We start from the raw sequence: 11,257 nt of genomic DNA, 5'->3' as shown, positions 1-11,257 counted from the left end.
GCAAACATGGATCGTGCTCTCAGCTACTACTCAGGCATTCGTGACACTTTCGACTCACGACATGGAATCCCCGACACGTCTCATCTGTTGTGTAGGTGTCAGCACCGGTGGGCAACAGCGGAAGTTACCGGGGGGAGCTGACAGACGTGGGGATGGCAAGGAACCGGGCAACCGGCGCGAGCGAGGGGACCGTGGGCAACGTGGACAAGAACATCGGCATGCGCACCGATCAGGTGGCCGAGGAGCGCGACCTGGTCGGCGTCTACCTGCACGAGATCTCCCGGACGCCACTGCTGGACGCCGCCCGGGAGGTCGATCTCTCCAAGGCGATCGAGGCCGGCCTCTACGCCGAGCACCTGCTCGGTGAGGACCGCGTCCCCGATGGCGTCGACCGGGAGGACCTGGAGCGGTTGGTCGTCGAGGGCGACCGTGCGAAGGACCTCTTCATCCGCGCCAACCTGCGGTTGGTCGTGTCGATCGCCCGCCGTTACGTGCGTTCGGGCATGCCCATGCTGGATCTGATCCAGGAGGGCAACACCGGCCTGGTCCGGGCGGTCGAGAAGTTCGACTACGAGCGTGGCTACAAGTTCTCCACCTACGCCACCTGGTGGATCCGTCAGGCGATCAGCCGGGCCATCGCCCAGCAGGAGCGCACTGTGCGGCTGCCGGTGCACCTGGTGGAGGACGTCAACCGGATGCGCAACGTGGCCCGCCAGCTCACCCGTGAGCTGGGTAGTGACCCGGAGCCGGAGCAGATCGCGGCCTCGCTCGGCGTCAGCGTCGAGCGGGTCAACGAGCTGCGCCGCTGGTCGCAGGACACGGTCTCGCTGGACACTCCGGTGGGCGACGACGGCGACACGAGCCTCGGCGACCTGGTCGCCGACAGTGACGCCCCGTCGCCGGAGGACATCGTCCTCTCTGGCCTGGAGCGGCAGCGCATCGAGGGGCTGCTCAACCACCTCGACGACCGGTCGGCAGGCATCATGCGGGCCCGCTACGGGCTGGAGGACGGCCGTGAGCACTCGCTCACCGAGGTCGCTTCCCGGTTCTCGCTGTCCCGCGAGCGGATCCGCCAGCTGGAGATCCAGGCCCTCGGCCGGCTCCGTGAGCTGGCTCGCGCGGAGGGGCTGCAGGCAGCCTGAGCTGGTAGTAATGACGGCGAACGGCCGGCGTCCGATAGGGGGACGCCGGCCGTTCGCCGTATTGGTCGTGCCTACCGGACGCGACCGTAACCCTGGATCGGCATCATGTTCATGCCCCGCTTGAGCACGTTGCGGCCGGCGCTCGGCGCGTCGATGACCTGGTTGTCGCCCACGTAGAGGGCGACGTGCCCGAGCCCGCTGTAGAAGATCAGGTCTCCCGGGCGTAGGTCACCCCGGCCGATGTGGGCGACCGCCCCCCACTGCATCCGGGTGTTGTGCGGCAGCGACTTCCCCGCCGCCCGCCAGGCGGCCGAGGTCAGCCCGGAGCAGTCGTAGCCGTTCGGCCCGTCGGCCGCCCAGACGTACGGCTTGCCCAGCGCGCCGTAGGCGTAGCGCACCGCGGTGCCGGCCGCACCGGCGATGGCGGGTACGTTTCCGGCCTCGGTCGCCGCTGCGGGCGCGGGCCGCTCGGTGGGCGCCCCGTACGCCTGCCGGCGCAGCTCGTACAGCTTGGCCAGATCCCTCTCGATCTGCTTCTTTGCCGTCGCCAGTTGGCGGGCCTGCGCGGCCTGCCGGGTCAGCGTGGCGTCCAGGCGGCGCTTCTCGTCGAGCAGCCGTTTCTGGCTGGCGGTGAAGCCCGAGATGCGTTCCTGCCGCTGACGAGTGAGCTGGTCGATTGCGCCGAGCCGGTCCAGCAGCGCGGTCGAGCCACCGGGACGCAGCAGCGCGTCCGCGGTCCGCAGTTCGCCGCTCTTGTACGCGGTGTTGGCCAGCGCGGCGACGTCGGCCCGGCTCTGTTCGGCCTGCTGTTCCAGCGGGCCGATGCGGGCCTGTAATCGGGCCGCCGCGGTCTTGTTTGTCGTGATCTCCTCGGTGAGCTTGTTGTACGACTCGACGACCCGCTCCAACTCGGCCGAGGACGTCTCGATCCGGCGGGTCAGGTCGGCGGGGGACGGCTCGGCGTGGGCCACCGCCGTCGGGGCGATCAGCGCGGCCGACGTGCCGACCAGCGCGATGGTGCGCAGCAGGTTTCTCAGGGACGACAAGAGCGGAAGGCCCCTCTCCCACGGCCGCCGACGGGGCTGCTGACGCCCTCGGCGACACCGGCCGGGGCCATCCGGGTGGACGGCGCTGGGCCGGACCGGCTCGCCCAACCTAACCCGGGACGGCTGTCGTCCGCAGTTGAAGCAGGGGCGAATGTTGGCGAAGTGGCGGGAAGTGCCGCTGCGCTGGGTGAACTCACCGTGGCTGCTGGCGCTCCAGGGCCTGCCCGCTGCGCCCCTTACGACCGTTAATGACCCTTTGAAGTCTTTCGTCGTTCCGGGCGCATGCCGCCGGATACCTGTGCGCCATAACCGATAAAACCTGAAATGGATGCTGTTTCTCGACGATGTCCACCGGTCGAGTGAGCTGTCGGAAGCCGGTAATTGGCCGGGCGGGCTGGCGGCGTCACAACACAATGAAATCCGGAGCCGGGAATCCCGTCGGCAGGCAGCGATGCCGGTGACCAGCGGGTTGAGCCCGGCGCACCGGCCCCACGGGAGGAACCGTGAATCGTGAAGGCGCAACGACGCGACCGCAGCGAACGGTGCCCGGCGCCCGGTCCACCCTGCTGTACGCGCGGCCCGGCATCATCGTCACCGTCGACCGGTTCACCGTCGGCCGGACCAGCTACCGGATCACCGACCTGACCCACCTGCGCACCACCCGGGGCCCGCACGACCGGATCGCCGTCCGGGCGGTCGCGGTCACCGCCGCCATGCTCGGCGGCGTCGGGCTGCTGCTCGGCTTCACCGGCGGCCTGCAACGGCTCACCGCGGGGGCGTACCTCATCCTCGGAGCGGTGTTCCTGCTGCCGGCGGCGCTGGCCCTGGTCGGTGATCGCTGGCGGCCACCACCGTACGAGCTGTGGGGGTGGCACCGGGGCGCGGAGGTGCTGCTGTTCAGCGCCGACGACGAGCGGCAGTTCGGCCAGGTCACCCGGGCGCTGCTGCGGGCCCGGGAGGTCAACCGGTACGGCGGCTGGACGGACCCGCTCGCCTCGGCCGACCCGTGGCGGCCAAGCCGCTGACCCGACCCGGAGCCGGCTGGCGGCCGCTCAGCTGGCGACCGGCTCCGGCGTACGTTCCGCGGGGCGGGCCAGCCACCCGCTGACCCGCCGCTCGGCGTAGAACGAGACGAACGGCACGGTGCCGGCCAGCATCACCAGGAGCATCCGCTTCAGCGGCCACTCGGCCCGACGGCTCAGGTCGAACGCGGCCAGCAGGTAGACCATGTAGAGGAAGCCGTGCGCCTGCCCCACCGTCTCCACCACGACCGGGTTGTCGAACGCGTACTTCAGCGGCATGCCGATCACGACCAGCAGGATCAGCGCCACGCCCACGATCCAGGCGATCACGCGGTACCGGGTAAGGGCTGCGCCCACCTTCGTCCGTCCTTCCGAGCCCCGGCTCAGCCGGGATAGTCACCGGGCCGGGCGCCCGGATTGGCGTTCAACCATGACAGGTAGTCGTTGTAGGCGGCCAGATCCCTGTCCTCGACAGCCTCGCTGGCGGCGGGGACCCGGGCGACCCGTACCGGTCGGCGTACCGCCGGTCGGGACCCGGTGGTGACGGCCGGCGCGGGCTCGGCTGCCGTGTCGACCTGCGGCGCGTCGGCCTCCGCGACCTTCCGGCGGGCCAGCCGCACCTCACGCCACCACACGTAGACCACGAAGCCGGCGAAGACCGGCCACTCGACCGCGTACCCCCAGCTGATGCTGTTGCCGGCGGTGGCCCGGCTGATCTGCCACCAGCCCAGCCCGAGGAAGCCCACGACCAGCACGACCATGGCCACGTGACGTGCGATCCACGCCGGGGTCCAGAGCCACCTCATGGGGTCGAGGGTACCGGGGGTCGGGCGGTTCTCCGACACGGTGTCGTAGTTGTCGCACGGCGGGGATGGTTTGGCGCCATCCGGTGTGGGCATCCGTCTAGACGCCAGCCCAAACGAGACCAGGGGGGCGATGATGACCGGATCGGTACGCGAGGACGGCTTTCCGTCCAGTGGCAGCAGGGACATGAGCCCGGAGCAGCGGGTGCCCGAGTGGGGCGGCGATCACCTGGCCGACCCGGAGGGCGTCGGTGCGGAGCTCGACGGCGACGCGCTCGGCGTCGACCCGACGGAGCTGAGCGACGACGATCTGATCCGCGAGATGCACAGCCTGCACCGCACCCGGCTGGACACCCTCCGGCACGCGGCGGACTCCGCGCTCGCCAACCACCTGCGACGCACGGCGGAACTCGAGACCGAGTACCTGGCCCGCAACCCGGGCCGGGAAGTGGACCCGAGCCGCCTGCGGGACGTGTGATGCCGGCCCGCGCCGTGCGTGGCATGTCCGCGCCGCCCGAGGTGGTCTTCAGCACGGCCACCGACCCGGCCCGGGCCTCGGCCTGGCTGCCGGAGCCGTTGCGCGGCGACGGCAGCCCGGCCTCGGAGGTCAACGGCGAGGAGCTGCGGGCGCGCTGGGGTGGCGACGACGCCGACTGGTCCGCCGAGATCCGGGTGGAACCGGCGGATTCCGGCGGGGCCCGGATCCAGCTCGACCTGGCGGACGGCTCGGACGGGGCCGCTCCGGACCAGCTGGCCGATGAGGCGCTGAGCAACCTGGCCCGCGAGGTCGCCGACAACCTTCAGGCCGGCTGAGACCGTCACCGGCCACGCGGGAGGCCCGTTCCCGCACCGATACGACATGTGAGGAGCCTGGGTGACCGGCATTGGCCTGCGACAGAAGGCGACCCGGCTGCGCCGGGCGTACGCGCCGCACGAGCACCGTCCGCTCGGCGGTTACCTGGTGGCGATGGGCACCTACGCCGGGGTGACCGGCGCCATCGCCGGCCTGGTCAAAGCGACCGGGCGGCCGGTGCCCGAGCGGCCCGCCCCGGCCGACGTGGTGCTGCTCTCCATCGCCACGCACAAGCTCAGCCGGCTGCTGTCGAAGGACGCGGTGACCAGCCCGGTACGGGCTCCGTTCACGCGGTACGACCGTCCGATCGGCAGCGGTGAGGTGATGGAGCAGGTACGCGACTCGGGCAGCTCCACCCGGCACGCCATCGGGGAGCTGCTGAGCTGCCCGTTCTGCCTGGCGGTCTGGGTGGCCACCGGCCTCACCGGCGGTCTGGTGCTCGCGCCCCGGCTGACCCGGCTGGTGGCCACCGCGCTGACCGCGGTCGCCGCGTCCGACTTCCTCCAGATGGCGTACGCGAGCGCGCAGCAGGCCGCCGACGGCGGGCACGACGACGACTGACTCCGGGAGACGAGCACAGCGGGGGCCGGCGCGTGCCGGCCCCCGCTGACGCGTTCAGCGCTCCATGCCGGACCAGCCGTGCGGCGACTCCGGCTCCCGTTCGTCCTCGTCCGCCCCGGTGATGATCTCCCGGTCCACCGCGGTGCGGTCGTGTTCGTCGGCGAAGTCCGGCTCGGGCGTGGTGTCCGTGCCCTTCGGCGGTTCGCCCAGCGCCGGCACCTTCTCGTGGTCGTCCTCGTGGTGCGTCATGTCGATGTCTCCTCTGCGGTCGCTCACCCGACGGTGCCGCCCAGCAGGTCGCTGACCTCGTCCACCGCGTACTCGCCCTCGGGCAGCGAGTCGATGCGGGCGAGCAGCTCCGCCGGGAGATCGGCGGCCACCGCCCGGCGGTAGATCTCCGCCTGGGTGACCCGCTCCTGACCCCGGTAGATGTCGTTGAGCAGGTCGTCGAGGGCGCCGGTGTCTTCCTCGCCGGCCACGGATGCGTCGTCGGTCACGCCGATCAGCTACCCGGGCCGGAATCGGTCAAACGTCGCGCTAGCGGCCCGTCCACGGGGCCTGTCGGCGCCGTGCTGGCGGGCCCGCCGCCGCCATCACGCGGTGGCCCGTTTCCGGGCCGATGACCCTGCGATCCGCCTTTGCTCTGCTTCAACCCACGCAACAGTTCCGGGCCGTGTTTGTTGCGCGGGTTGAAGCAGAGCAAAGGGCTTCAGCGGTACTGGCTCGGCCGCCCGGCCGCCTCGGCCGCCCGGCCGCCTCGGCCGCCCGGCCGCCTCGGCCGCCCGGCCGGCTCCCCTCGCCCGGGTCCGGGTTGGGCCTGGGTGTACAGACAGCGCCGCCCCCGGCCGGTGGGCCGGGGGCGGCGCTGGTGTCGGTGTGCAGGTCGCCTCTCGGCGAGTGGCGCTACGCGGCTCCAGCCGAACGGTATTCCGCGAAGGCAATTTAGGTGAGGCCCGGGGACACTGGACACACCGACACCTCAGTCAACCGGCCGACCCCCGATGCTGTTCCGCCCGCCGCCGTGTCCGCCGTCACAACCGCCGGCGCGGGTCAGGCCGGGGTCGGCAGGGTGGCCCGGCGCGCCCGGACGGCGGTGGCCAGGTGGTCGAGCACCTCGGCGGTGTCGTCCCAGCCGAGGCAGGCGTCGGTGACCGAGCGGCCGTACACCAGCTCCCGGGTCGGGTCGAGGTCCTGCCGGCCCGGCAGCAGGAACGACTCCAGCATCACGCCGGTGATCCCACGCTGGCCGCCGGCCAGCTGGGCGGCCACGTCCGCGGCGACCAGCGGCTGGTTGCGGTGGTCCTTGCCGCTGTTGGCGTGGCTCGCGTCGATCACCAGGCGCTCGGGCAGCCCGGCCGCGCGGAGCAGGTCGAGCGCACCGGCCACCGACTCCGCGTCGTAGTTGGGTCGGCCGCCCCCGCCGCGCAGCACCAGGTGCCCGTCGGTGTTACCCCGGGTGTGCATGATCGCCGGGGTGCCGGAGAAGTCGATACCGGGGAAGACGTGCGGCACGCCGGCGGCGCGGATCGCGTCCACGGCGGTGCCGATGCTGCCGTCGGGGCGGTTCTTCATGCCGATCGGCATGGAGAGGCCGGAGGCGAGCTGCCGGTGCACCTGGCTCTCCACGGTGCGGGCGCCGATCGCGCCCCAGGCCACCGTGTCCGCGATGTACTGCGGCGTGATCGGGTCGAGGAACTCGCAGCCCACCGGCAGCCCGAGGCGCAGCACGTCGAGCAGCAACGCCCGGGCCCGCCGCAGGCCCGTGTTGACGTCTCCGCTGCCGTCCAGCCCCGGGTCGTTGATCAGGCCCTTCCAGCCCACCGTGGAGCGCGGCTTCTCGAAGTAGACCCGCATCACGATCAGCAGGTCGTCGGCGAGCCGGTCGGCAGCCGTACGCAGCCGCTGCGCGTAGTCGAGGGCGGCGGCCGGGTCGTGCACCGAACACGGGCCGACCACCACCAGCAGGCGGTCGTCCTCGCGGTCCAGCACCCGACCCACCGCGCGTCGGCCGTTCAGCACGGCAGAGGCGAGCGGGGCGTCCAGGGGCAACTCGTGGTGCAGCAGCGCGGGCGTGGTCAGCGGCACGACACGGTCGATCCGCTGATCGCTGACCCGATCGGTCTCCGGGGTCGTCACGGTGGGCATCCTTCCGCCGACCGTGCCCGGGGCCGGTGCCCGGGACGAGCCGGCTGCTCGTACGCAAAAGGGCAGGAACGATAGCTCCTGCCCAGCCGGCTCGGTCCGTGGTGACGTCAGATCATGGTGAAGTCACCGGCGTGCGAGCCGGCTGCCTAAACCATCGATACGAACGCGTCACGAGGTCAGCGTACCCGACGCGCCGCCCGGCCCGCACAACCGAGCGGTGAACACCGCGTGCCGGCGCCCGAGTCGGGGTAACAGGGGTGCCATGACCGACGAGCAGAGCGACCAGGACCGGGTGGAGTCCCGCGCACACCTCCTGCCCGAGGAGGCGGCGGTGGGCAGCGACGACCCGGAGGCGCAGGCCGACGCCATTCTCACCGAGTCCGACATTCGCGAGGAGGACCAGAACGCGGCCCCGGACACGGTGCTGGAACACCGCACCTCGGATCAGACGGTGGTCGCGTCCGAACCACCGGACTGAACGGTTGCCCCGCGCGCCCGCTGTGAGCCCCGGTAGGTCTGCTCCCGCAGCCAGGTCAGCGGGCCGGCCGCCCGCAGCCCCGGCGGCAGGTTGCGCACCGGGTCGAAGGCGAGCGCGGCGTCCTCCCCAGCGCTGAGCTGGGCACCGATGCTGACCTGCCCGACCGGCCGCCACGGCCCCACGGCGGACGCGACCGCGAGCACCAGGCGCGGCGCGTCCGCCCGGGCCGCGGCGGCCACCGAGGCCAGGCCGGCGGTGCGGGACGCGAGCGAGATGGCGGTCGACGCGGGCATTCCCCTCCGGTACCCCGAACGGCCGGCTCGATGCGGGTGGGTCGGCTGGCCGACCGACGGCACGTCACCTTTCCGCCCGCGAGATCGGATAGCGTCGTGCCATGCCCGACAGTGGTTACCCCTGGCCCATCGAGACGTCCCGACTGGACAACGGCCTGCGCGTGGTGGTGAGCGAGGACCGCACCGCCCCGGCGGTGGCCGTCAACCTCTGGTACGACGTCGGTTCCCGGCACGAGCCGGCCGGGCAGACCGGTTTCGCCCACCTCTTCGAGCACCTGATGTTCGAGGGCTCGGTGAACGTGGCAAAGACCGAGCACATGAAGCTGATCCAGGGCTCCGGTGGGTCTCTCAACGCGACCACCAACCCGGACCGGACCAACTACTTCGAGACGGTCCCCGCCGAACACCTGGAGCTGGCGCTCTGGTTGGAGGCCGACCGGATGGGCGGCCTGGTCCCCGCGCTCACCCAGGAGACCCTGGACAACCAGCGCGACGTGGTGAAGAACGAGCGTCGCCAGCGCTACGAGAACGTCCCGTACGGCGACGCCTGGCTGCGGCTGCTGCCGCTGCTCTACCCGCCGGGACACCCGTACCACCACGCGACGATCGGCTCGATGGCCGACCTCAACGCCGCCGACCTCGCCACCTTCCAGGCGTTCCACCAGACGTACTACGCGCCGAACAACGCGGTGCTCACCGTGGTCGGCGACGCCGTGGCCAGCGAGGTGTTCGCGCTGGCCGACAAGTACTTCGGCGCGCTGCCCGCGCGCGAGGACATCCCGCCGGCCCCGGACGGGCGGAGCGTCCCGGCTTCCGGACAGCCGGCCGTCGAGAAGGTCACCGCCGACGTGCCGGCCCCCCGGGTGTACGTCGCGCACCGCGGCTACCCGTTCGGCAGCCCGGGGTACGACGTGCTCACGGTGCTCGCCACCGTGCTCGGCAGTGGCCGGGGCAGCCGGCTCTACCAGCGGCTCGCCGATGGTGAGCGGATCGCCCAGCCGGACCTGGTCGGGGCGTACGGGGTGGACCTCGCGCACGCTCCGGCGCCGCTGATCGCCACGGCCACCGCCCGCCCCGGCGTGAGCGCCGAACGGCTGGCCGAGGGGCTGGCCGAGGTCGTCGACGAGCTGGCCACCGTGCCGGTGACCGCTGCCGAGCTGGACCGCGCCAAGGCGTTGCTGAGCACCGCGTGGTGGCGACAGATGTCCACGGTGGACGGCCGGGCCGACACGCTCGGCCGGTACGCCACCCAGTTCGGTGACCCGGCGAAGGCCGCCGAGCGCCTGCCGGCCTGGCTTGCGGTGACCGCCGAGCAGATCGCCGAGGCCGCCGCCGACGTGCTCGGCGCCGCCGACCGGGTGACCCTGACCTACCTGCCCGAGGAGACCCGATGACGCTGATCGCCGACCGTCCCGGCCCGGGCGCCGCCCGCCCGTACCGGTTCCCGCCGGTGGTCCGCCGCGCCGTGGCCGGCGGTCAGGTGGTCGCCGCGCACCTGCCCGGGCAGAACCTCGCCGTCGCGCTGCTGCTGCTCGACGCCGGCGCCGGCCGGGAGCCGACCGGCAAGGAGGGGCTGGGCGGGGTGCTCGCCAAGGCGTTGGAGGAGGGCACCGCGCAGCGGGACGCGACCACGTACGCGCTGGCCATCGAGGCGCTCGGCACCGAGCTGGTGACCGGGTTGGACTGGGACTCGTTCCAGGTCAGCGTGCAGGTGCCGGTCGACCGGTTGACCGCCGCGGTGCAGCTGCTCGCCGAGGCCGTCCGGACGCCCCGACTGGACCCGGCCGACGTCCGGCGGGTCCGCGACGACGAGGCCAACGCGCTGCGGATGGACTGGGCGAACCCGGGCCCGCGCGCCGACGCCGCGCTGCGCGCGGACCTGTTCGGCGCGGAGAACCGGTGGGGGCGCCCGATGTACGGCGACCCGGATTCGGTGGCCGGGCTGGACGTGGAGGACGTGACGGTCTTCCACTCCGAGTGGTTCCTGCGGCCGGGCACCCTGGTCGTCGCCGGTGACCTGGACCGGATCGACCTGGACGCGCTGGCCGCCGCGGTGTTCGCCGGCACCGGCGGGGGCCCGGCCGACCGGGGTGGCCCGATCGACGTGCCGCTGCGTACCGGGCGGCGGATCATTCTGGTGGACCGGCCGGGCTCGGTGCAGTCCACGCTGCGGCTGGGCCACCCGTCACCGCACCGGGCGCATCCGGACCACGTGCCGATGACGCTCGCCGGGACGGTGCTCGGCGGGGCGTTCACCTCCCGGCTCAACCACCTGATCCGCGAGGTGCACGGCTACACGTACGGCATTCGCGGTGACTTCGCCTCGTCGCGCCGGTTCGGCCGGTTCGCGGTCAGTTCCGGGGTGCAGACCGCGGTGACCGCGCCGGCTCTGGTCGAGGCGGTGGGGGAGATCACCCGTACCCAGGTCGGCGGGGTCACCGAGGACGAGCTGGCGGTGGCCCGTTCCTGGCGGGCCGGGCAGCTCTCGGTCGAGTTGCAGAGCCCGCGGGCGATCGCGTCGGCGTTGACCACGCTGGTGGTGCACGACCTGCCGGACGACTACCACGCCCAGCTACGCGAGGCGCTGCTCGCCGCCGACGTGGCCCAGGTCTCCGCTGCCGCGGCCACCCACCTGCACCCGGACGCGCTGACCCTGGTCATCGAGGGCGACGCCGCCATCATCCGCGACGACCTCACCGCCGCCGGCCTGGGCGAAATGATCACCCCCGCCTGACCCCCCGCCCAACTCGTTGATCATGAAGTTGTCGTCACCCGGCATGGCGTGTCGGGACAAACAACTTCATGATCAACGGGCGGCGGGTGCGGTGGGTGCGGCGGTGCGGTTGGGGTGGGGTGGGTGTGATGCGGGACCCGGGGGGTGGGAAAGGGCTCCCGGTCGTGGGGGCGGGCTGGG

Annotated in this window: 15 protein-coding genes; 8 read left to right on the top strand and 7 right to left on the bottom strand. The window is 72.4% G+C overall.

Annotated elements, in window-relative coordinates; genetic code table 11:
• The first annotated feature begins 152 nt into the window (after window positions 1-152).
• Window positions 153-1,142, top strand: coding sequence for a sigma-70 family RNA polymerase sigma factor (locus tag AB0K07_RS28000; RefSeq protein ID WP_363759633.1), 990 nt, complete (start codon window positions 153-155; stop codon window positions 1,140-1,142).
• Between the two features lie 71 nt (window positions 1,143-1,213).
• Here the strand turns inward: AB0K07_RS28000 and AB0K07_RS27995 are convergent, their stop codons facing one another.
• A complete protein-coding gene (locus AB0K07_RS27995) occupies window positions 1,214-2,188 on the bottom strand; it encodes an NlpC/P60 family protein (protein ID WP_363759630.1) in 975 nt (324 codons plus the stop codon).
• 503 nt (window positions 2,189-2,691) lie between these two features.
• Between AB0K07_RS27995 and AB0K07_RS27990 the strand changes: the two genes are divergently transcribed.
• Window positions 2,692-3,213: a DUF6232 family protein gene (locus AB0K07_RS27990; protein WP_363759627.1), complete on the top strand. Its 522-nt coding sequence runs from the start codon at window positions 2,692-2,694 to the stop codon at window positions 3,211-3,213.
• Between the two features lie 27 nt (window positions 3,214-3,240).
• Here the strand turns inward: AB0K07_RS27990 and AB0K07_RS27985 are convergent, their stop codons facing one another.
• Both AB0K07_RS27985 and AB0K07_RS27980 read right to left on the bottom strand, forming a co-directional pair.
• Window positions 3,241-3,567, bottom strand: a complete 327-nt coding sequence (locus AB0K07_RS27985) for a DUF3817 domain-containing protein (RefSeq protein ID WP_363759624.1) — start codon at window positions 3,565-3,567, stop codon at window positions 3,241-3,243.
• 26 nt (window positions 3,568-3,593) lie between these two features.
• On the bottom strand, window positions 3,594-4,016 hold the full coding sequence (locus AB0K07_RS27980; RefSeq protein WP_363759621.1) for a hypothetical protein: 423 nt from the start codon (window positions 4,014-4,016) through the stop codon (window positions 3,594-3,596).
• A 130-nt stretch (window positions 4,017-4,146) separates the two neighbouring features.
• Here AB0K07_RS27980 and AB0K07_RS27975 point away from each other — a divergent pair, with 130 nt between their 5' ends.
• The 3 genes from AB0K07_RS27975 to AB0K07_RS27965 all read left to right on the top strand — a co-directional run bounded on the left by AB0K07_RS27975 (window position 4,147) and on the right by AB0K07_RS27965 (window position 5,427).
• Window positions 4,147-4,491 carry a DUF6158 family protein gene (locus tag AB0K07_RS27975; protein WP_363759618.1) on the top strand — a complete coding sequence of 115 codons (345 nt, stop codon included), beginning with the start codon at window positions 4,147-4,149 and terminating at the stop codon, window positions 4,489-4,491.
• Complete coding sequence (locus AB0K07_RS27970; RefSeq protein ID WP_363759615.1) at window positions 4,491-4,826, top strand: hypothetical protein; 336 nt, start codon at window positions 4,491-4,493, stop codon at window positions 4,824-4,826. The genes AB0K07_RS27975 and AB0K07_RS27970 overlap by 1 nt, the downstream gene beginning before the upstream one ends.
• A 61-nt stretch (window positions 4,827-4,887) precedes the next feature.
• Entirely contained in the window at window positions 4,888-5,427 is a 540-nt protein-coding gene (locus tag AB0K07_RS27965) for a DUF1360 domain-containing protein (RefSeq protein ID WP_363759613.1), read from the top strand.
• Window positions 5,428-5,481: 54 nt separating this feature from the next.
• Here the strand turns inward: AB0K07_RS27965 and AB0K07_RS27960 are convergent, their stop codons facing one another.
• The 3 genes from AB0K07_RS27960 to AB0K07_RS27950 form a co-directional block, all read right to left on the bottom strand.
• Window positions 5,482-5,676 carry a hypothetical protein gene (locus AB0K07_RS27960; RefSeq protein WP_363759611.1) on the bottom strand — a complete coding sequence of 65 codons (195 nt, stop codon included), beginning with the start codon at window positions 5,674-5,676 and terminating at the stop codon, window positions 5,482-5,484.
• Window positions 5,677-5,699: 23 nt separating this feature from the next.
• A complete protein-coding gene (locus AB0K07_RS27955; RefSeq protein ID WP_363759608.1) occupies window positions 5,700-5,924 on the bottom strand; it encodes a hypothetical protein in 225 nt (74 codons plus the stop codon).
• A 553-nt stretch (window positions 5,925-6,477) separates the two neighbouring features.
• Window positions 6,478-7,572 (bottom strand): 3-deoxy-7-phosphoheptulonate synthase, encoded by a 1,095-nt coding sequence (locus AB0K07_RS27950; RefSeq protein ID WP_363759605.1) that lies wholly within the window; start codon window positions 7,570-7,572, stop codon window positions 6,478-6,480.
• Between the two features lie 262 nt (window positions 7,573-7,834).
• Between AB0K07_RS27950 and AB0K07_RS27945 the strand changes: the two genes are divergently transcribed.
• The gene (locus AB0K07_RS27945) at window positions 7,835-8,050 is read left to right on the top strand and encodes a hypothetical protein (RefSeq protein WP_089019304.1); all 216 of its coding nucleotides are present in this window, start codon (window positions 7,835-7,837) and stop codon (window positions 8,048-8,050) included.
• On the opposite strand, the gene AB0K07_RS27940 is transcribed toward AB0K07_RS27945, so the two are convergent.
• Window positions 8,017-8,343 (bottom strand): hypothetical protein, encoded by a 327-nt coding sequence (locus tag AB0K07_RS27940; protein ID WP_363759602.1) that lies wholly within the window; start codon window positions 8,341-8,343, stop codon window positions 8,017-8,019. The genes AB0K07_RS27945 and AB0K07_RS27940 overlap by 34 nt on opposite strands.
• Window positions 8,344-8,444: 101 nt before the next feature.
• Here AB0K07_RS27940 and AB0K07_RS27935 point away from each other — a divergent pair, with 101 nt between their 5' ends.
• On the top strand, window positions 8,445-9,737 hold the full coding sequence (locus AB0K07_RS27935) for a pitrilysin family protein (RefSeq protein WP_363759599.1): 1,293 nt from the start codon (window positions 8,445-8,447) through the stop codon (window positions 9,735-9,737).
• A complete protein-coding gene (locus AB0K07_RS27930; protein WP_363759596.1) occupies window positions 9,734-11,077 on the top strand; it encodes a pitrilysin family protein in 1,344 nt (447 codons plus the stop codon). The genes AB0K07_RS27935 and AB0K07_RS27930 overlap by 4 nt, the downstream gene beginning before the upstream one ends.
• Window positions 11,078-11,257 lie beyond the last annotated feature (180 nt).

This window comes from Micromonospora sp. NPDC049301 (assembly GCF_040678715.1).
Lineage (GTDB): Bacteria > Actinomycetota > Actinomycetes > Mycobacteriales > Micromonosporaceae > Micromonospora.
Note: the sequence above shows the minus strand (reverse complement) of the source record. Positions and strands in the feature narration are given on the sequence as shown.

Excerpts from the sequence above, each read along its gene's own strand:
- AB0K07_RS28000 (WP_363759633.1), top strand. The coding sequence starts at position 153 with ATGGCAAGGAACCGGGCAACCGGCGCGAGCGAGGGGACCGTGGGCAAC.
- AB0K07_RS27980 (WP_363759621.1), bottom strand. The coding sequence starts at position 4,016 with ATGAGGTGGCTCTGGACCCCGGCGTGGATCGCACGTCACGTGGCCATG.
- AB0K07_RS27975 (WP_363759618.1), top strand. The coding sequence starts at position 4,147 with ATGATGACCGGATCGGTACGCGAGGACGGCTTTCCGTCCAGTGGCAGC.
- AB0K07_RS27970 (WP_363759615.1), top strand. The coding sequence starts at position 4,491 with ATGCCGGCCCGCGCCGTGCGTGGCATGTCCGCGCCGCCCGAGGTGGTC.
- AB0K07_RS27960 (WP_363759611.1), bottom strand. The coding sequence starts at position 5,676 with ATGACGCACCACGAGGACGACCACGAGAAGGTGCCGGCGCTGGGCGAA.
- AB0K07_RS27950 (WP_363759605.1), bottom strand. The coding sequence starts at position 7,572 with ATGCCCACCGTGACGACCCCGGAGACCGATCGGGTCAGCGATCAGCGG.
- AB0K07_RS27945 (WP_089019304.1), top strand. The coding sequence starts at position 7,835 with ATGACCGACGAGCAGAGCGACCAGGACCGGGTGGAGTCCCGCGCACAC.
- AB0K07_RS27940 (WP_363759602.1), bottom strand. The coding sequence starts at position 8,343 with ATGCCCGCGTCGACCGCCATCTCGCTCGCGTCCCGCACCGCCGGCCTG.
- AB0K07_RS27935 (WP_363759599.1), top strand. The coding sequence starts at position 8,445 with ATGCCCGACAGTGGTTACCCCTGGCCCATCGAGACGTCCCGACTGGAC.
- AB0K07_RS27930 (WP_363759596.1), top strand. The coding sequence starts at position 9,734 with ATGACGCTGATCGCCGACCGTCCCGGCCCGGGCGCCGCCCGCCCGTAC.